26 protein-coding genes and 4 tRNA genes are annotated in these 23835 nt (G+C 51.1%); 11 read left to right on the top strand and 19 right to left on the bottom strand.

Annotation, left to right across the window (positions count from 1 at the left end; genetic code table 11):
• Positions 1 to 22 precede the first annotated feature (22 nt).
• From EC840_RS14805 to EC840_RS14765, 9 genes are all read left to right on the top strand, one after another.
• Positions 23 to 568, top strand: a complete 546-nt coding sequence (locus tag EC840_RS14805; protein ID WP_132965889.1) for a tail fiber assembly protein — start codon at positions 23 to 25, stop codon at positions 566 to 568.
• 140 nt (positions 569 to 708) lie between these two features.
• Positions 709 to 1878, top strand: coding sequence for a phage tail sheath protein (locus tag EC840_RS14800; RefSeq protein WP_132965887.1), 1170 nt, complete (start codon positions 709 to 711; stop codon positions 1876 to 1878).
• Positions 1879 to 1892: 14 nt separating this feature from the next.
• On the top strand, positions 1893 to 2402 hold the full coding sequence (locus EC840_RS14795) for a phage major tail tube protein (protein ID WP_013574045.1): 510 nt from the start codon (positions 1893 to 1895) through the stop codon (positions 2400 to 2402).
• A 59-nt stretch (positions 2403 to 2461) separates the two neighbouring features.
• The gene (locus EC840_RS14790) at positions 2462 to 2749 is read left to right on the top strand and encodes a phage tail assembly protein (RefSeq protein WP_112286843.1); all 288 of its coding nucleotides are present in this window, start codon (positions 2462 to 2464) and stop codon (positions 2747 to 2749) included.
• 20 nt (positions 2750 to 2769) lie between these two features.
• Positions 2770 to 2904 (top strand): GpE family phage tail protein, encoded by a 135-nt coding sequence (locus tag EC840_RS14785; protein ID WP_132965885.1) that lies wholly within the window; start codon positions 2770 to 2772, stop codon positions 2902 to 2904.
• Entirely contained in the window at positions 2897 to 4525 is a 1629-nt protein-coding gene (locus tag EC840_RS14780) for a phage tail tape measure protein (RefSeq protein WP_132965883.1), read from the top strand. Before EC840_RS14785 ends, EC840_RS14780 begins: the two co-directional genes overlap by 8 nt.
• A complete protein-coding gene (locus tag EC840_RS14775) occupies positions 4522 to 4992 on the top strand; it encodes a phage tail protein (protein WP_132965881.1) in 471 nt (156 codons plus the stop codon). Before EC840_RS14780 ends, EC840_RS14775 begins: the two co-directional genes overlap by 4 nt.
• A 2-nt stretch (positions 4993 to 4994) precedes the next feature.
• Positions 4995 to 6074 carry a contractile injection system protein, VgrG/Pvc8 family gene (locus EC840_RS14770; protein WP_132965879.1) on the top strand — a complete coding sequence of 360 codons (1080 nt, stop codon included), beginning with the start codon at positions 4995 to 4997 and terminating at the stop codon, positions 6072 to 6074.
• Positions 6075 to 6139: 65 nt separating this feature from the next.
• A complete protein-coding gene (locus EC840_RS14765) occupies positions 6140 to 6319 on the top strand; it encodes an ogr/Delta-like zinc finger family protein (RefSeq protein WP_112286848.1) in 180 nt (59 codons plus the stop codon).
• Between the two features lie 91 nt (positions 6320 to 6410).
• Here the strand turns inward: EC840_RS14765 and rplS are convergent, their stop codons facing one another.
• From rplS to ffh, 5 genes are all read right to left on the bottom strand, one after another.
• Complete coding sequence (gene rplS, locus EC840_RS14760; protein WP_095923499.1) at positions 6411 to 6758, bottom strand: 50S ribosomal protein L19; 348 nt, start codon at positions 6756 to 6758, stop codon at positions 6411 to 6413.
• A gap of 48 nt (positions 6759 to 6806) precedes the next feature.
• Positions 6807 to 7580: a tRNA (guanosine(37)-N1)-methyltransferase TrmD gene (trmD, locus tag EC840_RS14755; RefSeq protein WP_132965877.1), complete on the bottom strand. Its 774-nt coding sequence runs from the start codon at positions 7578 to 7580 to the stop codon at positions 6807 to 6809.
• 67 nt (positions 7581 to 7647) lie between these two features.
• Complete coding sequence (rimM, locus tag EC840_RS14750; protein WP_013574036.1) at positions 7648 to 8196, bottom strand: ribosome maturation factor RimM; 549 nt, start codon at positions 8194 to 8196, stop codon at positions 7648 to 7650.
• 18 nt (positions 8197 to 8214) lie between these two features.
• Positions 8215 to 8463, bottom strand: coding sequence for a 30S ribosomal protein S16 (rpsP, locus tag EC840_RS14745; protein ID WP_056772785.1), 249 nt, complete (start codon positions 8461 to 8463; stop codon positions 8215 to 8217).
• 178 nt (positions 8464 to 8641) lie between these two features.
• Positions 8642 to 10003, bottom strand: a complete 1362-nt coding sequence (gene ffh, locus EC840_RS14740) for a signal recognition particle protein (protein WP_112286849.1) — start codon at positions 10001 to 10003, stop codon at positions 8642 to 8644.
• Between the two features lie 164 nt (positions 10004 to 10167).
• Here ffh and EC840_RS14735 point away from each other — a divergent pair, with 164 nt between their 5' ends.
• Both EC840_RS14735 and EC840_RS14730 read left to right on the top strand, forming a co-directional pair.
• Complete coding sequence (locus tag EC840_RS14735) at positions 10168 to 10959, top strand: inner membrane protein YpjD (RefSeq protein WP_013574033.1); 792 nt, start codon at positions 10168 to 10170, stop codon at positions 10957 to 10959.
• Between the two features lie 16 nt (positions 10960 to 10975).
• Positions 10976 to 12265 (top strand): HlyC/CorC family transporter, encoded by a 1290-nt coding sequence (locus EC840_RS14730; RefSeq protein ID WP_112286850.1) that lies wholly within the window; start codon positions 10976 to 10978, stop codon positions 12263 to 12265.
• Positions 12266 to 12333: 68 nt separating this feature from the next.
• Here EC840_RS14730 and luxS read toward each other — a convergent pair whose 3' ends face one another.
• From luxS to mltB, 14 genes are all read right to left on the bottom strand, one after another.
• Positions 12334 to 12849 (bottom strand): S-ribosylhomocysteine lyase, encoded by a 516-nt coding sequence (gene luxS / locus EC840_RS14725; RefSeq protein ID WP_112286851.1) that lies wholly within the window; start codon positions 12847 to 12849, stop codon positions 12334 to 12336.
• A gap of 174 nt (positions 12850 to 13023) precedes the next feature.
• On the bottom strand, positions 13024 to 14595 hold the full coding sequence (gshA, locus tag EC840_RS14720) for a glutamate--cysteine ligase (RefSeq protein ID WP_129639216.1): 1572 nt from the start codon (positions 14593 to 14595) through the stop codon (positions 13024 to 13026).
• 85 nt (positions 14596 to 14680) lie between these two features.
• Complete coding sequence (locus EC840_RS14715) at positions 14681 to 15109, bottom strand: YqaA family protein (RefSeq protein WP_112286852.1); 429 nt, start codon at positions 15107 to 15109, stop codon at positions 14681 to 14683.
• The gene (gene yqaB / locus EC840_RS14710) at positions 15106 to 15672 is read right to left on the bottom strand and encodes a fructose-1-phosphate/6-phosphogluconate phosphatase (protein ID WP_132965875.1); all 567 of its coding nucleotides are present in this window, start codon (positions 15670 to 15672) and stop codon (positions 15106 to 15108) included. Before yqaB ends, EC840_RS14715 begins: the two co-directional genes overlap by 4 nt.
• A 320-nt stretch (positions 15673 to 15992) precedes the next feature.
• Positions 15993 to 16069, bottom strand: a tRNA-Arg gene (locus EC840_RS14705).
• A 46-nt stretch (positions 16070 to 16115) separates the two neighbouring features.
• Positions 16116 to 16192 (bottom strand) — tRNA-Arg (locus EC840_RS14700).
• A gap of 110 nt (positions 16193 to 16302) precedes the next feature.
• A tRNA-Arg gene (locus EC840_RS14695) sits at positions 16303 to 16379 on the bottom strand.
• 8 nt (positions 16380 to 16387) lie between these two features.
• A tRNA-Ser gene (locus tag EC840_RS14690) sits at positions 16388 to 16480 on the bottom strand.
• A 326-nt stretch (positions 16481 to 16806) separates the two neighbouring features.
• A complete protein-coding gene (csrA, locus tag EC840_RS14685; protein ID WP_013574027.1) occupies positions 16807 to 16992 on the bottom strand; it encodes a carbon storage regulator CsrA in 186 nt (61 codons plus the stop codon).
• Positions 16993 to 17248: 256 nt separating this feature from the next.
• On the bottom strand, positions 17249 to 19876 hold the full coding sequence (alaS, locus tag EC840_RS14680) for an alanine--tRNA ligase (protein ID WP_132965873.1): 2628 nt from the start codon (positions 19874 to 19876) through the stop codon (positions 17249 to 17251).
• 138 nt (positions 19877 to 20014) lie between these two features.
• The gene (recX, locus tag EC840_RS14670; RefSeq protein WP_181955564.1) at positions 20015 to 20581 is read right to left on the bottom strand and encodes a recombination regulator RecX; all 567 of its coding nucleotides are present in this window, start codon (positions 20579 to 20581) and stop codon (positions 20015 to 20017) included.
• A 258-nt stretch (positions 20582 to 20839) separates the two neighbouring features.
• On the bottom strand, positions 20840 to 21904 hold the full coding sequence (gene recA, locus EC840_RS14665) for a recombinase RecA (RefSeq protein ID WP_112291457.1): 1065 nt from the start codon (positions 21902 to 21904) through the stop codon (positions 20840 to 20842).
• Between the two features lie 107 nt (positions 21905 to 22011).
• Complete coding sequence (gene pncC, locus EC840_RS14660; protein WP_113878058.1) at positions 22012 to 22506, bottom strand: nicotinamide-nucleotide amidase; 495 nt, start codon at positions 22504 to 22506, stop codon at positions 22012 to 22014.
• Between the two features lie 161 nt (positions 22507 to 22667).
• A complete protein-coding gene (gene mltB / locus EC840_RS14655; RefSeq protein ID WP_113878057.1) occupies positions 22668 to 23771 on the bottom strand; it encodes a lytic murein transglycosylase B in 1104 nt (367 codons plus the stop codon).
• Between the last annotated feature and the right edge of the window lie 64 nt (positions 23772 to 23835).

Below are 23835 nucleotides of genomic sequence, written 5' to 3'. Positions count from 1 at the left end.
ACTGGTATACAGTAGGTTACGCATGAAAAATAAAATTTATGGCCCATTTGAATTAAAAGAAAATATCAATGAAGCTGAAAAATTGCTCGCTGATTCGCACAGCATCATGTTCCTTGAAGACCCAAAGGGAAACGACTGGTACGAACTGCAGAAACAACTAGCTTCGGAAACTTTAAAGATCACTTTCGATCAAATGGGATTAATAAACTCAGCAAGTTACGATGCAAGCACCCTGTGGCCTCAATCTTTTTTCCTGGCGGAAGTTAATGTGGTTCCGGAAAAGTTTGAAAGTCGTAGCAATGGTGGGAAATGGATCTTTGATGGAGAGAAAATTACCGAACGTATTTTTACAAGCGAAGAGCTCATTGAGCATGCGGTAATCAAACGTAATTTATTTATGACCACAGCTAACGAAATTATAACGCCATTGCAGGATGCCGTTGATATTGATGATGCCAGCGATGAAGAAATTATCTTGCTCAAAGCCTGGAAAACCTATCGCGTTGCACTTAACCGGCTGGATCTTTCAATCGCCCCAGACATCACCTGGCCTGAAATTCCGGCCTGACTCCAGCCCCTCCGGGGGCTTTTTTATTATCTAATTCCCCCCCTCTGTTGTGCCACCGCCCCCACGCCCCTGATGAAATGCGCTTTCTGTTGCGAACCGGCATCCTTGCTTCACCACCCACAACAGAGAGAGTCAACCTGATGGCTGATTATCATCACGGCGTACGAGTTGTTGAAATCAACGACGGCACCCGCGTTATTTCTACCGTTTCCACAGCAATTATCGGCATGGTTTGTACCGCAGAAGATGCGGATGCGACCGTTTTTCCTTTGAATACTCCGGTCCTGATCACTGATGTTCTGGCCGCCAGCGGTAAAGCAGGCACCAGCGGCACGTTGCGCGCAGCGCTTCTGGCGATTGCTGACCAGTGTAAACCGGTCACGGTCGTGGTGCGTGTTGCCACGGGCGAAGATGAGGCTGAGACCACCAGTAATATCATCGGCGGTTCTGATGCCAATGGCCGTTATACCGGCATGAAAGCGCTGCTTTCTGCTCAGGCTGAGCTTGGCGTTAAACCACGCATTCTCGGCGTTCCTGGTCTGGATAATCAGGCAGTCGCAACCGCGCTGGCAGGTGTTTGCCAGCAACTGCGTGCCTTTGGTTATGTCGGCGTCTATGGCGCAAAAACGATTTCCGATGCGATTAAATACCGCGAAAACTTCAGTCAGCGCGAACTGATGCTGATCTGGCCGGACTTTGTTAACTGGAATACCACCACCAGCCAGTCGGATATCGCTTATGCCACCGCTCGCGCTCTGGGCTTACGCGCCAAAATCGACCAGGAAATCGGCTGGCATAAAACGCTGTCAAACGTCGGCGTGAACGGGGTGACCGGCCTTTCAGCCAGCGTCTTCTGGGATTTGCAGGCGACCGGCACTGACGCCGATCTGCTGAACGAAGCCTGTGTCACCACGCTGGTTCGCAAAGACGGCTTCCGTTTCTGGGGCAACCGTACCTGCAGCGATGACACGTTGTTCCTGTTTGAAAACTACACCCGTACCGCGCAAGTGCTGGCCGATACTATGGCAGAAGCGCATATGTGGGCGGTCGATAAACCAATGACGCCCTCACTGGTTCGCGACATGATCGACGGCATCAAAGCCAAAATGCGCGAAATGAAATCAGCGGGTTACATCATTGACGGTGACTGCTGGTACGACGAAACCGCAAACACAGCGGAAACCCTGAAAGCCGGCAAACTGTATATCGATTACGACTACACCCCGGTTCCTCCACTGGAAGATCTGACCCTGCGCCAGCGTATCACCGACTCTTACCTGGTGAACTTTGCCGCGTCCATTAACAGCTAAGGAGACAATGACTCATGGCACTTCCTAAGAAATTGAAATACCTGAACCTGTTTAATGACGGGAACAGCTACCTCGGTCTGGTCTCTTCACTGACGCTGCCGAAACTCACCCGCAAATTGCAAAATTATCGTGGCGGCGGCATGAGCGGTTCGGTCGCGGTGGACTTCGGTCTGGACGACGATGCGCTGACGCTGGAATGGTCCATCGGCGGTCTGGATGAACTGGTTCTGCAGCAATGGGGCAGTACCTCTGATATTCCACTGCGTTTTGCCGGTTCACTGCAGCGTGACGATACCGGTGATGTTTCCGCAGTCGAAGTGATGATGCGCGGCCGTCACAAAGAGTTTGATTTCGGTGAGTACAAACAGGGTGAAGACACTGAAACCAAAGTCACCACCCAGTGTACGTATTTCAAACTGACCATCGATGGCAAAGAGCTGATTGAGATCGACACCGTCAATATGGTCGAAGTCGTCAACGGCGTTGACCGTCTGGCGGAACACCGTACCGCACTCGGCCTGTAATTCCCTCGCAAAGCCGGCAGTCATTGCCGGCTTCATTTCCCACTCAAGCAGGAAAACACATGAACCCGACTGACATTAATGACAACACCGTGATTCTTGACGTTCCGCTCAAACGCGGCGAAATGGAAATCACCGAAGTTCAGGTCACCAGACCCACTGCGGGCAGCTTACGCGGTATCGGTCTTGCGGCACTGGCGAACGCGGATGTGGACGCGCTGATCACCATTTTACCGCGCATCACCTCTCCGAACCTGACCAAAGAAGAATGTTCGCGCCTGGAGCTGCCGGATCTGATTGCGCTCGCAGGCAAGGTGATTGGTTTTTTATCGCCGAAACCGGTGGCGTAAGTATTTCGCCCCGCCTCACCGTGGATGACCTGATGGCAGATATCGCGGTGATGTTTCACTGGCCGCCGTCTGAGATGGACGGCATGTCACTCACCGATCTGCTGAACTGGCGACATAAGGCACTGCAACGCAGCGGAGTAAAAACAGATGAGTAATCTCGAACAGTTACCTCATACGCTGGAAAAAATAAATCAGGATCTGGCCGCCTTCAGGGCCAAAACCGACAAGGTCAGAAACAACCTGCTGACACTGCCCGGGAAGACGTTATTCAGCGTCGTCTCAGAAGATATCACTGACGCTTCCCTTCAGTTTGAAAAGTCGCTTTTCGCCCCGGACAGCGAAACCGAAACGCAGGCATTTTCCAGTCTGAAAAAAGCGGTGGCCAGCCAGTCGGCAGAAAAGCTGCGCCAGCAACGCCCGATGCAAATGGAACAACGAGGGCTGGAAATCGGGCAGCAATATAAAAATCGCGAACTGAAAATTGACCAGTTAAAAAATATCAGCTCGTCTGCCCTTTCCTTTGCACAACCGAAACTGGCGCTGGCACAAAACTTTCTTAAACCAGGTGCAGCTCTGGAAGCCGGACTGGCAGAAGTGCAGTCGGTTCTCGGTCTGAAAAATGGCGATCCGCATGTTGCCGCTTTACGGCAGCAAAGTCTGTCGATGGCGGCAGCCGGTCATTCACCGGCGGAGGTGGTCGCTAAACAGCAGACACTCGCTAAAAACGGAATGAATGCCGATCAGGTTCTGGAACAAACACCGGCAGCACTGAATGGCGCAACGCCTGCGGCACAGATGGCGATGACTGTGAAAGGCGACAACCTTGACGGTGATATCACTAAGCTTTTTGCCACCTGGGACACTATCCGTATCAACCTATTCGACGGGCAAAGTGCTGCCCTGCGAGAACTGACGCAAACGGCCACCAGTTGGCTGGGCACGATCAATACCTGGATCACTGATAATCCGGTGCTGGTGAATTCCCTGCTCGGTCTGGCATTAGGCATCACGGGCATTGTCGGCGGAATGGGTGCGCTCGGCATGACCATCGCGCCGGTACTGAGCGGTATCAATATGCTGATGGCAGGCGCCGGACTGCTTGGAACCATTTTTACCGGCACCGGCGGCGTTATTGCCACCGCCTTTGCCGCCATCGGACTTCCGCTGCTGCCCGTGATCGCATTGATCGCCGGTATCGGTATCGCCGTAGTGAAACTTTGGGAGCCGATCAGTGCGTTTGTTGGCGGAGTGATTGAAGGATTTAGCTCGGTAATGGGACCAATAACTGCTGCGTTTACACCTTTCAGAACCGCGCTGGGATGGATTACCGATTTGTTTGAACCGATAAAATTCAGTCAGGATACCCTGAGCGGCTTCACCAATATTGGCAAAGTGGTCGGGGAAGCAATCGCAGAGATTTTCGTCACGCTTAATAAAGCGGTTTCTCAAATAGGTGAAGTCTTCAGCTGGGCGAAAAAAGGTTGGGATGCGATTTTTGGCAATGACGATGCCGAAAGTCAGGGTATTCCGGCAGCGCCGGTGGATAGCATTTCTCCGACGGGCGGCACGCTGAGCCTGTATCAGCCCGCTAAAACTTCCGTAGCGAACAGCCTGACGGATAACCGGGCGACGACCGTGAACTTAAGCTTCACGGCCACACCGGAGACAGATCATAACCAGATCAGAACCTGGATTGAAGATTCAATAAACCAGCAGAAATGGAACGATACCAACAATCTTCTCAGCCAGTACAACAACGGAGGGATTTACTCATGATGATGTCGCTGGGTTTATTTGTATTTAAATTGAGCACGCTGCCTTATCAGAATACGTCCCGTCAGGTGAATTATGGCTGGGGCACGAACGCGCGTTTCGGACAGCGTCCCGTTTCGCAATTTCTCGGGTTGGGTGAGGAGACGATAAAAATTACCGGGCAATTATTGCCCGAAATGACCGGCGGCACTCGCTATTTACAGGTACTCCAGAGCATGGCCGACTCCGGCCGTGCATGGCCGTTGATTGAAGGCAGCGGCACGATTTATGGCATGTATGTCATCAAAAATATTGCCAATGACAATGCTGAGTTTAATTCCAGCGGCCAGGCGCGAAGTATTAATTTTACGCTCAACCTGACCCGCGTCGATGAGTCGCAGGCCGCCATGTTCGGTGATTTGCTGACTCAGGCCGAAGGTTTGTATAACAAAGCCAGCTCAACCATCAGCAATTTCGCAAGCGGAGTCTGAACATGCTTACTGATCTTCAGTTACCCGTGGGGGCACGCATCGCGCCGGTGTTCACCCTGGCGATAAAAAATAAGGTGCTGGAAGAAAACATCTCGGATCGGATCATCAGTCTATCCGTCACGGATAACAGCGGTTTTACCGCGGACACCTTGAATTTAACCTTCGACGACAGCGACGGACAATTACAGATGCCTGTTCGCGGTGCCGTTTTGCATCTGCATCTGGGATGGTCGAAACAGGCGCTCTATGACTGCGGCTATTTCACGGTAGATACCGTGGTTTATTCAGGTTCACCAGACAGAATCGTGGTCACTGCCCGCAGCGCAGATTTCCGCGGTTCGTTTACCACTAAACTCAGCCAGTCTTATGACGATTACACGCTGGGCGCTATTGTGCGCATCATATCGAGCCGGAATAAATTGGATCTGCCGGTTATCCCTCAGGAACTCGATAGCATTAAGATCCCACATATCGACCAGACAGCTGAGACTGACAGCTACTTCATCACCCGTCTGGCACAAAGCTATGGTGCGCAGGTGACTGTCAAAAACGGCGCAATCTTGTTTTTTAAAGCTGGCACCGGCAGGACTGCTTCCGGGCAGACTATTCCCTGGAAAACAATTGTCCGCAGTGATGGCGATAATCACAACTATCAGATGATGGACAAGAAGGCTTACACAGGCGTAAAGGCACAGTGGCACGATCTCCAAAAGGCGACCACCAGCAATGTGGCGTTGAAAAACTCAGGAGAAAAGAGTTATACCGCAGGCTCAGGCGATAATATTCTGCAACTGTCTAAAATCTTTCCTGATGAAGAGACTGCAAGGCGCGCAGCAGATGCCGCGTTTTATCAGATTCAGAATGATTCTGCATCTTTCAGCATCCGGCTGGCATTGGGACGTGCCGATCTCAGCGCACAAACGCCGGTAAATGTGCAGGGATTTAAAGACGTGATCGACAGCCAGAACTGGGTGATTGATTCTGCTGTACACGAGATGAATGAGAAAGGGTTCACGACCACATTAAACCTGAAACCGTATATTGCAGATATCACTTACCTATCTTCAATACCACAATCATAACTTGCTTTTGCAAGATTCAGGTTTCATAATGACTCCATTGCTTACCTGTCATGCCGGAGGTTTTTATGATGCATTGCCCGCTTTGTGGAAAAGTAGCCCATACACGTTCAAGCCGTTATCTGAGTGAATCAACGAAAGAACGCTATCATCAGTGTCAGAATATCGAATGCAGCTGCACCTTTGCCACGCACGAATCGGTCGCCCGGGTTATCTCAAAACCCGGTGCCCAGCCATCCGCTGCATAGTTAATTTGCAGGCACTGATGCAAAAAAAGGGGTTAGCCGATGGCTAACCCCTTGTTCTATATTAACTAGTAGATGTCGCGTTAGCGATACCTTAGCCCAGACGTTCTTTGATACGTGCAGACTTACCAGTACGCTCACGCAGGTAGTACAGTTTAGCTTTACGAACGGCACCACGACGTTTAACAGTAATGCTGTCGATTACTGGGGAGTGAGTCTGGAATACACGCTCAACACCTTCGCCGTTAGAAATTTTGCGAACAGTGAATGCAGAGTGCAGACCGCGGTTACGAATAGCGATAACCACGCCCTCGAATGCCTGCAGACGCTTTTTAGAACCTTCAACGACCCATACCTTAATTTCCAGGGAATCACCTGGACGGAAAGCAGGTACGTCTTGCTTCATCTGCTCTTGTTCGATTTGCTTAATGATATTGCTCATAATATGTCTCTTACCCTAGGTAAACTGATATATCGGGACGGCCTCGCGTTACGCTTTGGCGTTCCCTTCATAGTTTTGTTGACTGAGCCGATGTTCCTTTTGGAACTCTCTCAGCAACACCTCTTGCTCGTCAGTCAGAGCTAGGTTTTCCAGAAGTTCAGGTCTTCTAAGCCAGGTTCGACCCAGCGACTGTTTCAGGCGCCAGCGACGTATATCAGCGTGGTTTCCCGACAGTAAAACCGGCGGTACCTCCATGCCTTCCAGCACTTCAGGGCGGGTATAGTGGGGGCAATCCAACAATCCGTCAGCGAAAGAATCTTCTTCTGCTGAAGCCTGATGACCCAGAACGCCCGGTATAAAGCGGGATACTGAATCAATCAGAGTCATTGCGGGTAACTCTCCACCGCTGAGAACATAATCGCCAATTGACCATTCTTCATCAATTTCGGTTTTGATTATGCGCTCATCAATCCCTTCATAACGGCCACAAACCAGAATGATTTTCTGATGAGCCGCCAGTTCGCAAACACCGGTTTGATCCAGTTTGCGACCCTGAGGTGAAAGATAAATCACTTTCACACCTTCGCCTGCCGCTGCTTTTGCTGCATGAATCGCTTCCCGCAAGGGTTGCACCATCATCAGCATTCCGGGACCACCGCCGTAAGGGCGCTCATCCACGGTACGATGTCGATCGTATGCGAAGTCACGAGGACTCCAGCAATTTACGCTCAACAGGCCATTCTTAACTGCCCGGCCAGTTACCCCGTAATCCGTAATTGCGCGGAACATTTCAGGAAACAGGCTAATTATACCGATCCACATAGCCTACCCCTTCCAAATGTTTGACCGCTCAACCAGACCTTGTTTACGTGTATAAACACTACGGAGGTCAAAAACCAGGATCCCAATCTACTTCAACAGTGCGAGTAGCGAGATCGACTTTCTTGATAACCTGCCCATCGAGGAACGGAATCAACCGCTCCTTGAGTCCGAAGGCATCTTTCAGGTTGGCTTTAACTACCATCACATCGTTAGAACCGGTTTCCATCATATCGATGATTTTGCCCAGTTCGTAACCGGAAGTTGTCACTACCTGGCAACCAAAAAGGTCTTTCCAGTAGTAGTCACCGTCTTCCAGTGGAGGCAGTTGCTTTGAATCGACGACAATTTCGCAATTGGTCAGAAGATTCGCTGCATCCCGGTCATCAACGCCTTTGACTTTGATGATCAGGTCCTGAGTGTGGCGTTTCCAGCCTTCCAGCTCGACAACTTGCCACTTACCGGCACGCTGGATAAACCACGGCTGGTAATCGAAGATGCTTTCAGCGTCTTCGGTGGATGAAAACACTCTGAGCCAACCACGAATGCCGTATGTTGAACCCATTTTGCCGAGTACTAACGGCTCAGCGGGTACCACTGGATTGGATTGCTTGCTCATTGCCACCACCGCGACAGATTAAGCTGCTTTCTTAGCGTCTTTGATCAGCGCAGAAACGCGATCAGAAACGGTTGCACCCAGATCTACCCAATGGGCAACACGATCCAGGTCCAGACGCAGAGCTTCAGCCTGGCCAGAAGCCAATGGGTTGAAGAAACCTACGCGTTCGATGAAACGACCGTCACGAGCGTTGCGGCTGTCGGTCACTACTACTTGATAAAACGGACGCTTTTTTGCGCCGCCACGTGCTAAACGAATTGTTACCATAACATCCTCTTTAGTTAATAAAACAACCAGACCCCATCGGGGAACGGGGTCTGGTTGCAATATAAAAAGCCCGAAAATTTTACTCATTTTGGCGCAAAAAGCAATCTAAAGCGTAGATAGCCTAGCCCGCAATTTGCATGAGCCGCCTATGTGGCTGATATATAGACAGTGATGTCGATTAACGGCCTGGGAAACCTGGTGGCATCATACCCTTCATGCCACGCATCATTTTCGCCATGCCGCCATTCTTCATTTTCTTCATCATGCGCTGCATATCGTCGAACTGCTTCAGTAAGCGGTTGACGTCCTGCACCTGCATGCCGGAACCCACCGCGATGCGGCGTTTACGGGAACCTTTAATAATTTCTGGCTTAGCGCGCTCTTTGTGCGTCATCGAGTTGATGATCGCTTCCATACGCACCAGCACTTTGTCATCCATCTGGGATTTGACGTTATCCGGCAACTGACCGACACCCGGCAGTTTGCTCATCATACTCGCCATGCCGCCCATATTCCGCATTTGCTTGAGCTGCTCGAGGAAATCGGTCAGGTCAAAGCCGTCGCCTTTCTTGAGTTTGCTGGCCAGCTTTTCAGCCTGGGCACGGTCAACTTTGCTCTCAATGTCTTCGATAAGAGAGAGAACGTCGCCCATACCCAGAATACGCGAAGCGATACGATCCGGATGGAACGGCTCCAGAGCATCGGTTTTTTCACCCATACCCAGGAATTTGATCGGTTTGCCGGTGATGTGACGAATCGACAGTGCAGCACCGCCACGCGCATCACCGTCGACTTTGGTCAGGATAACACCGGTGAGCGGCAGCGCTTCATTAAACGCTTTCGCGGTATTCGCGGCATCCTGACCGGTCATGGCATCGACAACAAACAGCGTTTCAACCGGATTAATCGCGGCGTGAACCTGTTTGATTTCGTCCATCATCGCTTCGTCGACGTGTAAACGGCCGGCGGTATCGACAATCAGAACGTCGTAGAATTTCAGTTTGGCCTGTTGCAGGGCGCGGGTGACGATATCAACCGGCTTTTCCTGCGCATCAGACGCAAAGAAATCCACTTCAACTTGTTGTGCCAGGGTTTCCAGCTGTTTGATCGCCGCAGGGCGATAAACGTCGGCAGACACCACCAGTACTTTTTTCTTTTTCTTCTCTTTCAGGAATTTCGCCAGTTTACCGACGCTGGTGGTTTTACCGGCACCTTGTAAACCCGCCATCAGAACCACAGCCGGTGGCTGCGCCGCTAAGTTGAGCTCGGTGTTCGCCTCGCCCATCGCGGTTTCCAGTTCTTTCTGGACAATTTTGACGAATTCCTGACCCGGTGTGAGGCTCTTATTGACCTCAACGCCAACGGCGCTCTCTTTCACCCGGTTGATGAAGTCGCGAACCACCGGCAGCGCAACGTCCGCTTCCAGTAATGCCATACGCACTTCACGTAATGTTTCTTTAATATTTTCTTCGGTCAGCCGCCCGCGGCCGCTGATATTGCGCAGTGTGCGCGACAATCGATCGCTTAAATTCTCAAACATCGTCTCTTGCTCAACGTTATGACAGGCCGCTTTTGCGACGTAATTGCGGGATTATAACACGAAGCGCGGACGATCTCTGCTTTGGCATCTCAGATAGGTTGGAGCGTGACGCCGGTAACGTTATACTGCGGTTCTCATTCACTTTTCGATGCTACTGAAACGCTATGTCAGTTTTTGCTCTCGTCGCCATGTTGGCCTATCTGCTCAGCCTTGCACTGATCATTCCGAGCATCATCCGGAAGAACAGCGCATACCGGCGTTTAGCACTGATTTCTGTTGTGGTAGCGCTTGTCTGCCACGCGGTGGCATTGCAGCAGCGTATTTTCGATGTCAGCACCGGCCAGAATCTCAGCCTGGTGAACATCGGCTCTGTGGTCAGCTTAATCATCGGCACGGTGATGACCATCGTGGCATCACGCAACCGCGGATGGTTTGTGTTACCGATTGTTTACAGCTTCTCGCTGATCAATCTGGCATTCGTCACCTTTCTTCCGGGCGAATTCATCACGCATCTGGAAGAAAGCAAAGGCTTACTGGTACACATCGGCCTGGCGCTGTTCTCTTATGCTACGTTGATGATCGCGGCACTTTACGCGTTGCAACTGGCGTGGCTGGATTACCAGCTGAAGAACAAACGCCTGACGTTTACAGCCGACATGCCGCCGCTGATGAGCATCGAGCGTAAGCTGTTTCACATCACCCAGATTGGCGTGATCTTACTGACGCTGACGCTGTGCACCGGATTGCTGTACCTGAACAACCTGTTCAGCCCGGAAAATATCGACAAGGCCGTCTTATCGATACTGGCATGGTTCGTTTATATCGTCCTGTTATGGGGCCATTATCACGAAGGCTGGCGTGGCCGCCGCGTGGTATGGTTCAGCATGGCAGGCGCCATCCTGCTTACTCTTGCCTATTTCGGCAGCCGCCTGATCCAGCAAATCATGGTTCATTAATTAAAAGGAATACCCGTTGGAGCACGTCTCGACAACAACCCTGATCATCACATTGATCATCATGGTGGTGGTTTCGGCTTATTTTTCAGCCTCCGAAACCGGTATGATGACACTCAACCGTTACCGGTTACGTCACCTGGCCAAACAGGGTAACCGCGGGGCACGCCGCGTCGAAAAGCTGTTAAAGCGCCCGGATCAGCTGATAAGCCTCGTGCTCATCGGCAACAACCTGGTCAACATCCTTGCTTCCGCTCTGGCAACAATTGTGGGCATTCGTCTTTACGGTGATGCCGGTGTGGCGATTGCCACCGGTGTGCTGACGTTTGTCGTCCTGCTGTTTGCTGAAGTGCTGCCAAAAACATTTGCCGCGCTGAATCCTGAACGCATAGCGTTCCCGAGCAGCATTTTGTTGCGTCCGCTGCAAAAAATCATGATGCCACTGGTGTGGATCCTCAACAGCCTCTCGCGTTTGCTGATGAGAATGTGCGGCATCAAAACCACCACCAGCCTCAGCGATGCGGTGAGTAAAGAAGAGCTGCGAACCATCGTTAACGAATCACGCTCGAACATCTCCCGTCGCAATCAGGACATGCTGCTTTCCGTGCTGGATCTGGAAAAAGTGACGGTGGACGACATCATGGTGCCGCGCAATGAAATCGTCGGTATTGATATCAACGACGACTGGAAGTCGATCATCCGCCAGCTGACGCACTCGCCGCATGGCCGCATCGTGCTTTATCGTGATTCGCTCGACGATGCGATTGGTATGCTGCGCCTGCGTGAAGCCTATCGTCTGATGACCGAGAAAAAAGAGTTCACCAAAGAAAACCTGCTGCGTGCCGCCGACGAAATTTATTACATCCCGGAAGGCACGCCGCTGAACATTCAGTTAGTGAAATTCCAGCGAAACAAAAAGAAAGTGGGCATCGTGGTGGATGAATACGGTGATATTCAGGGGCTGGTCACCGTCGAAGATATCCTCGAAGAGATCGTCGGTGACTTCACCACGTCTATGTCACCAACACTTGCCGAAGAAGTCACGCCGCAAAGCGATGGTTCTGTATTGATTGAAGGCAGTGCGAACGTCCGTGAGCTGAACAAAGCCTTTAACTGGCATCTGCCGGAAGACGGTGCGCGCACCATTAACGGCATGCTGCTGGAAGTGCTGGAAGAAATTCCTAATATCGGTACCAGTTTGCGCATTGAAGACTATGAGGTTGAGGTTCTTGATGTGCAGGACAATATGATCAAGCAGGTGCAGGTTCGTCCGTTACAGCCGCTCAAAAACACCGTAAATCAGCACTAATCCGCTGAATCTAGGCATAAAAAAAGACGCGAACATCGCGTCTTTTTTGTCTTTGGAACACATCAAAACTAGATGTGCAGCTCGGACAGTTTTTCTTTCGGCAGAGCCAGTTCGTCGTTATGGTTTACCACAACGTCATGGTCGAGAATGTGCTGCGCGATTTCCTGTGCTTCTTTCAGGGAATGCATCTCGAAAGTACCGCACTGATATTCATTCAGCTCAGGGATCTGACGCTGTTCTTTTACCTTCAGAACATCCGCCATCGCCGCTTTCCAGGCATCCGCCACACGTTGCTCTTCTGGCACACCAATCAGGCTCATGTAGAAACCTGTGCGGCACCCCATCGGAGAAATATCGATGATCTCAACACCGCTACCGTTCAGGTGGTTACGCATGAACCCTGCAAACAGGTGCTCAAGAGTATGAATACCACGCTCTGGCATTACTTCAAGGTTCGGGCGGCAGAAGCGCAGATCGAACACAGTAATGGTATCGCCGTGCGGGGTATGCATGGTTTTTGCGACGCGAACAGCAGGTGCTGCCATACGGGTATGGTCTACGGTAAAGCTATCCAACAGTGGCATATCGTCACCTCTCCTAAATAAATTAATTTTTTTTACGAACTCAGGAAACCTTTTCCCAGCATGCGGGTCTTAATTAGTGAAAGACGCGCATTTGTTATCATCATCCCTGTAAACAGAGATGTTTATTTGGCCACATTGATTGTGGCCTTTTTCTTTTCTACTCAACGCTACTTTCTACTCAACGCTACTGCCTGCATTCGCAGCCAGGTATTCTTCAAAGCTTAGCTTATCCGCCGCTTCCAGTTCGCGCTGACGCTGCCATGAACCGTCCTGCTCAGCCATTAATGCGCTGGCATCTAATACTTCCAGCGGCTCACTGACCAGCATCTGACGATACTTCTCCGCCAGTTCCAGCCCGAGATTACCGACGCCCTGCTGTTTCAGCTCTTTCAGGATACGTGCCGAGTAAGTCAGCTCAGGATCATCAAACGCCGCAACCAGCTCTTTGCAGACGTCCTGATAAAGGGTATCGCCGTTCTGGTTATCCATGACCTGAGCCACACGGTTCAAATCAGCAAATAACTCATTACCTACTTTAGCTAACGGCTGGCGTTCATCGTGACACCCCATACCGATCGTCTGACCCGGTTTGCGCCCTTCAAGGATCACCCGGTTCCAGTTCTTACGCGTACAGAGCAGCTCATCGCTGTTCATTTCCGGGGCATCGGCTAACGCACACCATACCAAAAACAGATCCAGGAAACGCGCCTGAGTGGCATCAATACCCACCGGAGAGAACGGATTGACATCCAGCGAACGCACCTCAATGTATTCGATCCCGCTACGCATCAGGGCATCAGAAGGTGTTTCACCGGATTTGGTGACACGCTTAGGACGAATTGGCGCATAAAGTTCGTTCTCAATCTGTAACACATTGGTGTTCAGTTGCAGATATTTCCCGTCCTTCTGCACACCCATTTCCGCATATTCAGCAGACGGGGTACGAATCGCTTTCTTCACACCCTGAACGTAGGTGGTCAGGTCATTGAAGGTAATGCCCAGATTGCTTTGTGATTTATTGGTGTAACCCAAATCACTGAGACGCAACGATGTCGCATACGGCAGATAGCACAATCCCGCTTCGGTATATTCAAACGGCAAATCTGTTTCACGCCCTTTCAGGAATGAAGAACAGATCGCAGGCGAGGCACCGAACAGATAAGGGATCACCCAGCCAAAACGGTAATAGTTGCGGATGAGTTTGAAATAACCCGCAGAAATTGCTTCTTTACCGCTTTCAGCATCAGACACGCCCAGCTTTTCCTGCCAGAAACTCAGCGGCAGCGAGAAGTTGTAATGGATGCCGGAAATTACCTGCATCAGCGCGCCATAACGGTTTTTCAGGCCTTCACGATAAAGCGTTTTAAAGCGCCCGGCGTTAGACGAACCGTACTGCGCCAGCTCGATATCCTGTCCGGACTCGATAAAGCACGGCATGCTGAATGGCCACATGCGCTCGTCGCCGAGCTCACGGGCTACGTGACGATGAATGTCACGCAGGAACGCCATCAGATGTTCGATGTTGTCATCGACGGGCGTAATAAATTCTAATAAGGCTTCAGCAAAGTCGGTGGTAATCCAGCGATGCGTCAGTGCCGCACCTAACGATTCCGGGTGGCCGGTTGTCGCTAATGAACCATCGGGATTGACCCGCAACGTTTCACGCTCAATACCGCGACGAATACCTTTTAATGCCTGAGGGTGGGCTTCCAGCCAGGAAAGCGCCTGAGATACATCCGGGATCAAATTGACCTCCCGCTCGGTGAAACCATTAATTTGCAAGCATACTGAGTCTGCATAGATGTGACCATAATTGATAGCTGATGCCAATCTAACCGAACCATGAGAGCCCCTGCAGCGTCACAACCGTCAAAAGGATGTAACGCACCGCTTTTCCAATAAGCATGAAAAAAACCACAGACCCCCATGGCATTCGCAGCCAACCTGCTAACACGCATAACACATCACCTATCACCGGTAACCAGCTCAGCAATAAAGCTGCCGGTCCAAAGCGCTTTAACCAACCCTGTGCAACGTGGAGCCCACGCTGAGGTTTAAGCTGTGGCAGAAAGCGTCCGATGATGACGTTGGTTATGCCACCTAAGGTATTGCCAACAGTTGCAGACAAAACCAGTGCCGCTGGCATTGCGCTGCCAGCTGACAATAAAGCCACTAATAAAACTTCTGAATTTCCAGGCAAAAGTGTGGCACTTAAAAAGCTGCTGCCGAATAAGGAAGCCAGCGCCACGGCGCTGCTCACAGCGTGCGCACGTCCACAAAAGCCATATTGGCGCGTTTCGCCGCCTCAATACCGAAATCTGCATCTTCAAACACAACGCATTTTTCGGGAGGTACGCCGATTAACTCAGCGCAACGCAAAAAAGTGTCAGGCGCAGGTTTGTGGTTCTGCACGTCATTGGCGCCCACAATCGCATCGAAGCAATCACGCAGGCCTAAATGTCGCAACAGAGCATCCGCCATCCAGTGCTCACTGCCCGTCCCTACCGCCATTGGCCGGCGACCATGATAGGCCTTCACGATATCAATCAGTGGCAAAGGACGGACGGTATCAAGCAACATTTCCTGAACCGCAGCCGTTTTCTCAGCCGCCAGAAGATGGGGATCCATCTCAACGTTATTACTGTCGATCACAAACTTCGCGATGCGCCAGGTCGGAGAACCGTTCAGAGCAACCATGGATTCGACATCATACTGCATGCTGTATTTGGTCAATACCTGATGCCATGCCTTACGGTGCGTCGGTTCGGTATCCAATATGGTGCCATCCATATCAAATATTAGCCCTTCGTATCGATCGTACATCGAAAGCTCCATGATCACGAAAAAACAGGAAAACTACTTTATCGCAAAGTCTTTCGAAAGTCGCATTTTGTGCACACCTACAGCACATCCGAACACGTAGGAAAGGTCAGGGAAATGAAAAGGAAGAGATGAAAACAGAGGTGAAATCCGGAAAGCAAAAAACCCGCCGAAGCGGGTTTCTCTAATATGGTGCACCCAGGAAGATTACTCGGCGGAGCCTCGCCCTGCGGGCCGTTGCTAAAGCAACGTTATCTTCCTTCGTGCTGCCTTCATGCCGGAGGACTCTATATGAAAGCCATCGCTGCAACATGTCTGGAATATGGTGCACCCAGGAAGATTCGAACTTCCGACCGCTCGGTTCGTAGCCGAGTACTCTATCCAGCTGAGCTATGGGTGCATTGGGGGTCGTGCTGAGTTTTTTCGGAAAATACTAAGAGAAAGAATGGTGCACCCAGGAAGATTCGAACTTCCGACCGCTCGGTTCGTAGCCGAGTACTCTATCCAGCTGAGCTATGGGTGCATTTTGATTCTTACTGCAGATTTACCTGACCATTTTTCCGTACTACATCGGCTTTCGCCTTTGCCCGTCACGCTCATTTGATTGCAAATCAACATACGTTCAGGAAAGTATGGTGCACCCAGGAAGATTCGAACTTCCGACCGCTCGGTTCGTAGCCGAGTACTCTATCCAGCTGAGCTATGGGTGCATTTTAAATGGCGGTGAGGCGGGGATTCGAACCCCGGATGCAGCTTTTGACCGCATACTCCCTTAGCAGGGGAGCGCCTTCAGCCTCTCGGCCACCTCACCATACGCCTCTTGCGAGTGTGCTGACTAACTTTGTTTAAGCTCATCGGCACTGCGTGGCGCACATATTACTTTCTGGCCCTTATAAGTCAAACCCTTTTTTCCTAACAATCACCCGTTTGGACATTTCACGCGCAACCTGCGCAGTTTGAAGACAAAAACAGGGTGTAAACGCAGAAAAAACGTCTTCATTTTCTGGAATAGTCGTTCGTGGATACATCACGGAGAGAAATGAAAAAACGAAAAACGCAGGAAATTAAGGGGAAAGGAAATCGAAAAAGCGGACAAAAGAGGTTCAGCGCCTCGCCATTAGCGAGACGCCTCGTAAATCAGTAACTCGTCTGCTGCGACTTTTCAGCCTGAATGCGCTGATAAATCTCTTCACGGTGAACAGAGACCTCTTTTGGTGCATTCACACCAATGCGCACCTGATTACCTTTAACACCTAAAACGGTAACAGTAACCTCATCGCCAATCATGAGGGTTTCACCAACTCGGCGAGTTAGAATAAGCATTCTTTGCTCCTTGAATAATTAAAAGAGTCGGGTCTCTCAGTTTCCCGGCCATTATCGATCATAAGCGGGTAAAACGTAAGCCATGACCCCTACATTAAATGTAAGCAGCCTGCAACTTCAGCCATGAGTACTTTAAGTTTAGCCGATATCGTCATTGTCGCGACTTTAATCGCGAAGCTCACACCGCCATTAAGACTGAAAACGCCATACAGCACAATAGATTATGGCGTTTTCAGGGTTAGCTATTTATTTCTTCTTACAGCTTAGCTTCAACCCAGGCTTCAACAGTCGCCAGAGCAGCAGGCAGTGCCTGCACGTCGCTGCCACCTGCCTGCGCCATATCAGGACGACCACCGCCCTTGCCACCGACCTGCTGTGCTACAGAAGCAATCAGCTCACCGGCTTTAACACGATCAGTCAGATCTTTCGTGACACCGGCAATCAGACTGACTTTATCGTCAGCGATGGTTGCCAGAACAATAATCACAGAACCCAGCTGATTTTTCAGGTCATCAACCATCGTACGCAGAATTTTAGGCTCCACGTTATCCAGCTGACGAACCAGCAGCTTAACGCCTTTCACTTCTTTGGTCTGGCTGGAAAGTGAAGCACTTTCCTGCGCAGCTTGCTGACCTTTCACCTGCTGAAGCTCTTTTTCCAGCACACGTGAACGCTCAATCAGGGTACGGATTTTATCGGTAATGCTGTTCACATCACCTTTTACCAGATGCGCGACATCCTGCAGCAAATCGCTTTGCTGATGCAGGGCATTAATCGCGTTTTCGCCGGTGATCCCTTCGATACGACGGATACCTGCCGCTGTGCCCGATTCACTCTGAATGCGGAACAGACCGATATCGCCGGTACGGCTGGCGTGAGTACCACCACACAGTTCGGTGGAGAAATCGCCCATGGTCAGAACACGAACGCTGTCTTCGTATTTCTCACCAAACAGCGCCATTGCACCTTTTTCTTTCGCCTCTTCCAGATCCATGATGGTGGTCTGGATTGGCAGGTTACGACGGATCTGAGCATTCACCAGATCTTCGACCTGACGGATCTCTTCTGGTTTCATCGCTTCAAAATGCGAGAAGTCAAAACGCAGATAGTTATCGTTGACCAGAGAACCTTTCTGAGCAACGTGCTTGCCCAGCACCTGACGCAGCGCAGCGTGCAGCAAGTGCGTTGCCGAGTGGTTCAGACGGATACGGTCACGGCGTGCAATATCAACTTCAGCTTCAACGCTGTCGCCAACGCTCAGCTTACCGCTATTCAGGGAACCCTGATGACCAATCGCTTTGCCGTATTTCTGGGTATCAGACACAGAGAACACGCCTGCTGCCGTTTTCAGGATGCCTTTATCGCCAACCTGACCACCGGATTCACCGTAGAACGGTGTGTCATCCAGAACGACAATTGCATTAACGCCCGCCTGGATCTCATTCACTGGCTGACCTTCAACAAACAGCGCCACCACTTTTGAATGGCGTTGCAGATGTTCGTAGCCGGAGAACTGCGTCACGCCATCAACACGAACCATGCTGTTGTAGTCGGCGCTGAAACCGCTGGACTCACGCGCACGACGACGCTGAACTTCCATTGCTTTCTCAAAACCAGCTTCGTCCACTTTCAGATTGCGTTCACGGCAAACGTCAGCGGTCAGATCCAGCGGGAAACCAAAGGTGTCATACAGACGGAAAGCAATTTCGCCGTCCAGAGTGTCGCCTTTCAGAGCGGACAATTCTTCGTCCAGCAATGCCAGGCCGCGTTCCAGAGTACGGGCAAACTGCTCTTCTTCGGTTTTCAGCAGTTGCTCAACCATCGCCTGCTGTTCTTTCAGTTCTGTCGCAGCCGGGCCCATCACTTCAATCAGCGGAGCAACCAGTTTGTAGAAGAAGGTGTCTTTCGCGCCCAGCATGTTGCCGTGGCGGATCGCGCGACGAATGATGCGGCGCAGCACATAGCCACGGTTTTCATTCGATGGGATCACGCCGTCTGCAATCAGGAATGCGCAGGAACGGATGTGGTCGGCGATAACACGCAGGGATTTGTTGGTCAGATCGGTTGCACCCGTGACTTCAGCCACCGCAGCGATCAGTTTCTGGAACAGGTCGATGTCGTAGTTGGAGTTCACATGCTGCATCACCGCAGTGATACGCTCCAGTCCCATCCCGGTATCTACGGACGGTTTTGGCAATGGCAGCATGGTACCGTCAGCCTGACGGTTGAACTGCATGAACACCAGGTTCCAGATTTCGATGTAACGATCGCCATCTTCTTCAGCAGAACCCGGAGGGCCGCCCCAGATGTGATCGCCATGATCGTAGAAAATCTCAGTACAAGGGCCGCAAGGACCGGTATCGCCCATCTGCCAGAAGTTGTCAGAAGCGAATGCACCGCCTTTATTATCGCCAATGCGGATAATACGTTCTTTCGGAACGCCGACTTCTTTTTCCCAGATATCAAACGCTTCGTCATCCGTCTCATAGACAGTGACCCACAGTTTTTCTTTCGGCAGATTGAACCAGTTTTCGCCGGTCAGTAATTCCCAGGCGTAGCTGATGGCTTCATGCTTGAAGTAATCACCGAAGCTGAAGTTGCCCAGCATTTCGAAGAAGGTGTGATGGCGTGCGGTGTAACCGACGTTTTCGAGGTCATTGTGTTTACCGCCTGCGCGGACACAACGCTGGGACGTGGTGGCGCGGTTGTAATCGCGCTTATCCAGACCGAGGAAAACGTCTTTAAATTGGTTCATCCCGGCATTGGTAAACAACAGTGTCGGATCGTTTGTCGGGACAAGCGAACTGCTTGAAACAATGTTGTGTCCCTTACTATGGAAGAAATCGAGAAACGCTTGACGGATCTCAGCGGTGCTCTTGCTCATAAATATCCCGGAATCATGCTGGAAGAACGGCTCTTGAGCCGGATAACGCTGCATATGGCAGCAATCTGTACAGCTCACGAACGAAAAAGTGCGGATAAGATAAAATTTCTGCGCGGGGAAGTAAAATACCGTATGCGGTCAATCGTCAAAATCGCGATAAATAGACTGTATTTCTTCCTGAAAGAAGCCCCGATAGAGCAAATAACGCAGAACTTTTGATTTTTCTTTCCAGTCAGTCGGTAAATTTTCGCCAAATTTTCTGACCGCCAAATCTCGCGCCAGCGCGCACCAGTCCACGTCTGTGTTTTCCAGTGCGACTGTGATGATTTCTTTATCGACACCTTTTTGCAGTAATTCCGAACGGATGCGCTGCGCACCGTAACCTTTATGACTGCGACCCGAAATATAGCGGCTGGCAAATTTGGCATCATCGAGCCACTGATGTTGATAACAGTAGTCGATCACCGCCTGTACATGTTCTTCCGGAATCGCTTCCGGCACCGGCCGCGGCTCAGGTTTGGCTCTCACCACCTCTTCTTCGGCGAACTCATTTTGCGCTGGCTTTTTACGTGAAGCCCAGCTGCTTTTCTTATTTTGAGGCTTAACAAAAGGCATCGGAGGAATGAGTAACTTGCGGCGTAATTCTGTTTCGCCATGGTCGCGCTGAGCAAGCAGACGCATTGCACGGTTTATCAGTGTATTGATTTTCGCTGCATTGCCATCTTTTTTGGGCGGCTCAAACAGTGTTGACTCGCTATTTTGTGCCACCTCTTCCAGCAGTTTTTTCAGGTCGATGACGTTCTCATTCATGATTTTTTTATCAGGTATGTTTTCATCGGACATAAGGTTTTCCCCTTATATGCAAAATGCCAGTCTGGAAACCAGACTGGCATTTTAGCGACGTTTGAAAGTTACGGACAAAGTCCCCTGCCCTTCAAATGTCTTTGTCAGACAACCGCGAAATTAAAACTCTTCGCTGGTTTCCATGTTGTCGTCAGCGACTTCAGCTGTCGTTGCTGCGCTCAGTTCACCCGTGCCGCTCAGCAGCATGTCACGCAGTTTTTTATCCAGCTCAGCAGCCACTTTCGGATTTTCTTTCAGGTAGTTGCAGGAGTTCGCTTTACCCTGACCAATCTTCTCGCCGTTGTAGCTGTACCATGCACCGGCTTTCTCGATCAGTTTGTGCTTAACGCCCAGGTCGATCAGTTCGCCGTTGATGTTGATACCTTCGCCATACATGATCTGGAATTCGGCTTGTTTAAATGGCGCAGCGATTTTGTTCTTCACCACTTTCACACGTGTTTCGCTACCGACAACCACATCACCTTCTTTAATCGCGCCGATACGACGGATATCCAGACGCACAGAGGCGTAGAATTTCAGCGCGTTACCGCCGGTGGTGGTTTCCGGATTACCGAACATCACACCAATTTTCATACGGATCTGGTTGATGAAGATAAGCAAGGTGTTGGCGTTTTTCAGGTTACCGGCCAGCTTACGCATCGCCTGGCTCATCATACGTGCCGCGAGGCCCATGTGAGAGTCACCAATTTCGCCTTCGATTTCTGCTTTCGGTGTCAGTGCAGCCACGGAGTCGACGATGATCACGTCAACAGCGCCTGAACGGGTCAGCGCGTCACAGATTTCCAGAGCCTGTTCACCAGTATCTGGCTGAGAACACAGCAGGTTATCGATATCTACGCCCAGTTTTTTAGCGTAGATCGGGTCCAGTGCGTGCTCTGCATCAATGAACGCACAGGTTTTGCCTTCGCGCTGTGCTGCTGCGATAACTTGCAAAGTCAGCGTGGTTTTACCGGAAGATTCTGGTCCGTAAATTTCAACGATACGGCCCATTGGTAAACCGCCGGCACCTAACGCGATATCCAGAGACAAAGAGCCGGTAGAGATCGTTTCTACGTCCATGGAGCGATCTTCACCCAGACGCATGATGGAGCCTTTACCGAATTGCTTTTCAATCTGGCCCAGTGCTGCAGCTAACGCTTTTTGCTTGTTCTCATCAATAGCCATTTTTACTCCTCGTCTGATGCAGGGGAACATCCCGCCCGCATCACTGAATATAATTTATGTACAGGTAATTGGCAGTAATTATACTGTATGCTCATACAGTATCAAGCCTAATTTTTAATAAACTCACGCAATGCAGTTTGTAGCGAAAAAACAGCAGCTTGCAAACGCACCGCTTCGCGATCGCCGGAAAACTGCTGTTTAGCCGTCAGAACGCGCCCGTCTTTTCCGGCAAATCCGAACCAGACCGTGCCGACAGGTTTTTCTGCAGAACCGCCATCAGGTCCGGCAATACCGCTGACCGAAACGGCCACATCCGCGCCCGCGGCGTGCAATACGCCCTGCGCCATTTCATGCACCACCTGCTCACTCACTGCGCCATATTGCTCCAGCGTGCTTTCAGACACGCCCAGCAATTCATGTTTGGCCGCATTACTGTAAGTGACAAATCCGCGATCAAACCAGGCGGAGCTTCCGGCGATGTCAGTAATCGCCTTGGCAATCAGGCCGCCGGTGCAGGACTCCGCACAAGTGACCCACCATCCCCTGGCTTTCAGCGCCGCCCCGACTTCAACACTCAGTTCATGTAAACGTTTTTCGTCCATATCCCCTCCCGGCGGGACATCTGAAACTACCCCGATGTTAGCATTTCTCTTCCGGTCTGCGAGTCCCGTCGAAGTGATTTGCGCGATGTATTCAGAACTGGAGTAAAAAGAAAAAGAAGGGCCACGATCTGCGGCCCTCATGAGAGTTGAACGATCCGGGGTTAGCGCGCGGCTTTCACCGCCTCACCCAACTGCCATACCGCCATCGCATAATGCACGCTGTGGTTGTAACGGGTGATGGTGTAGAAGTTCGGCAGCCCGTACCAGTACTGGTAATTGGTGCCCATATCAAGGCGCAGCAGGCTCGCTTCCTGATAGTTGCCAAGCGATCCTAACGGGCTCAGTCCGGCGGCTTTCAATGTATACAGCGGATATTTGGTTTTAAAGCCGTTCTCCAGCAGAGGTGCCTGCCCGGCTGCCGGCACCGCAATTGGCGCGCCTTTGGTCCAGCCGTGGGCTTTGAAGTAATTGGCGACACTGCCGATAGCATCAATCGGATCCCACAGGTTGGCATGACCGTCGCCGTTAAAGTCGACGGCGTAGTCTTTATAAGATGACGGCATAAACTGGCCATAGCCCATTGCACCGGCGAAGGAACCGCGCAGACTCAGCGGGTCATCCCCTTCACGCCGTGACATCAGCAGGAACGTTTCCAGTTCACCGGAGAAATACGCTGCACGGCGCGGATAGGCAAAGGATAAGGTCGCCAGCGCATCGATAATGCGGGTTTTACCCATTACGCGTCCCCAGCGGGTTTCCACGCCGATAATGCCGACAATGATTTCCGGCGGCACGCCATAGATCTGCTCCGCACGCTGCAACGCATCCTGATATTGATTCCAGAACACCACACCATTTTGCACGTTATCCGGCGTGATGAATTTGCTGCGATAGCGGTTCCACGCGCCGTTTGGCACGGTCGATGGCGGACCGGAAGGTGCCTGCTGATCCATCAGTCGTAATACAAATCCCAGACGCTTGGTTTGCGACAACACATCATGCAGCTGCTGACGGTCAAAACCGTGCTCGCGCACCATTTTGTCAACAAACTGATTCATGGCCGGATCATAGGCAAAATCGCCGGTCTGCACCGCGCCGGTATGCTCAGGCTGGAGCAGAAAACCGCCGTCGGGCACCGTACTGGCGCTGGCATTTCTTCCATCGGAGAAAGGATTACGCGGCCCTTCAGGCTGAGGCGCGGGTTTATTACTGCTACAGGCAGAAAGTGTAAGAACCAGGGGAAGAATGATTGCCAGGTGGCGCATCGGATATCCGTAACCATGCAATAAAAGAGGTACAGATATGGTAGAGCATTATCAGAGCCGAAAA

The sequence above is a fragment of the Rahnella sp. JUb53 genome (genome assembly GCF_004346065.1).
GTDB classification, from domain to species: domain Bacteria; phylum Pseudomonadota; class Gammaproteobacteria; order Enterobacterales; family Enterobacteriaceae; genus Rahnella; species Rahnella variigena.
The sequence above is the reverse complement of the archived record's forward strand: the minus strand, read 5'-3'. Positions and strand labels throughout refer to the sequence as shown.

What these genes read in the sequence shown, in the direction of transcription:
- yqaB (WP_132965875.1), bottom strand. Translation starts at nt 15,672, where the DNA reads ATGTACGATCGATACGAAGGGCTAATATTTGATATGGATGGCACCATA.
- alaS (WP_132965873.1), bottom strand. Translation starts at nt 19,876, where the DNA reads ATGAGCAAGAGCACCGCTGAGATCCGTCAAGCGTTTCTCGATTTCTTC.
- EC840_RS14780 (WP_132965883.1), top strand. Translation starts at nt 2,897, where the DNA reads ATGAGTAATCTCGAACAGTTACCTCATACGCTGGAAAAAATAAATCAG.
- rplS (WP_095923499.1), bottom strand. Translation starts at nt 6,758, where the DNA reads ATGAGCAATATCATTAAGCAAATCGAACAAGAGCAGATGAAGCAAGAC.
- recA (WP_112291457.1), bottom strand. Translation starts at nt 21,904, where the DNA reads ATGGCTATTGATGAGAACAAGCAAAAAGCGTTAGCTGCAGCACTGGGC.
- csrA (WP_013574027.1), bottom strand. Translation starts at nt 16,992, where the DNA reads ATGCTTATTCTAACTCGCCGAGTTGGTGAAACCCTCATGATTGGCGAT.
- luxS (WP_112286851.1), bottom strand. Translation starts at nt 12,849, where the DNA reads ATGCCACTGTTGGATAGCTTTACCGTAGACCATACCCGTATGGCAGCA.
- EC840_RS14775 (WP_132965881.1), top strand. Translation starts at nt 4,522, where the DNA reads ATGATGATGTCGCTGGGTTTATTTGTATTTAAATTGAGCACGCTGCCT.
- EC840_RS14735 (WP_013574033.1), top strand. Translation starts at nt 10,168, where the DNA reads ATGTCAGTTTTTGCTCTCGTCGCCATGTTGGCCTATCTGCTCAGCCTT.
- ffh (WP_112286849.1), bottom strand. Translation starts at nt 10,003, where the DNA reads ATGTTTGAGAATTTAAGCGATCGATTGTCGCGCACACTGCGCAATATC.
- rimM (WP_013574036.1), bottom strand. Translation starts at nt 8,196, where the DNA reads ATGAGCAAGCAATCCAATCCAGTGGTACCCGCTGAGCCGTTAGTACTC.
- EC840_RS14770 (WP_132965879.1), top strand. Translation starts at nt 4,995, where the DNA reads ATGCTTACTGATCTTCAGTTACCCGTGGGGGCACGCATCGCGCCGGTG.
- rpsP (WP_056772785.1), bottom strand. Translation starts at nt 8,463, where the DNA reads ATGGTAACAATTCGTTTAGCACGTGGCGGCGCAAAAAAGCGTCCGTTT.
- EC840_RS14805 (WP_132965889.1), top strand. Translation starts at nt 23, where the DNA reads ATGAAAAATAAAATTTATGGCCCATTTGAATTAAAAGAAAATATCAAT.
- EC840_RS14765 (WP_112286848.1), top strand. Translation starts at nt 6,140, where the DNA reads ATGATGCATTGCCCGCTTTGTGGAAAAGTAGCCCATACACGTTCAAGC.
- pncC (WP_113878058.1), bottom strand. Translation starts at nt 22,506, where the DNA reads ATGGACGAAAAACGTTTACATGAACTGAGTGTTGAAGTCGGGGCGGCG.
- trmD (WP_132965877.1), bottom strand. Translation starts at nt 7,580, where the DNA reads ATGTGGATCGGTATAATTAGCCTGTTTCCTGAAATGTTCCGCGCAATT.
- mltB (WP_113878057.1), bottom strand. Translation starts at nt 23,771, where the DNA reads ATGCGCCACCTGGCAATCATTCTTCCCCTGGTTCTTACACTTTCTGCC.
- EC840_RS14795 (WP_013574045.1), top strand. Translation starts at nt 1,893, where the DNA reads ATGGCACTTCCTAAGAAATTGAAATACCTGAACCTGTTTAATGACGGG.
- EC840_RS14790 (WP_112286843.1), top strand. Translation starts at nt 2,462, where the DNA reads ATGAACCCGACTGACATTAATGACAACACCGTGATTCTTGACGTTCCG.
- EC840_RS14800 (WP_132965887.1), top strand. Translation starts at nt 709, where the DNA reads ATGGCTGATTATCATCACGGCGTACGAGTTGTTGAAATCAACGACGGC.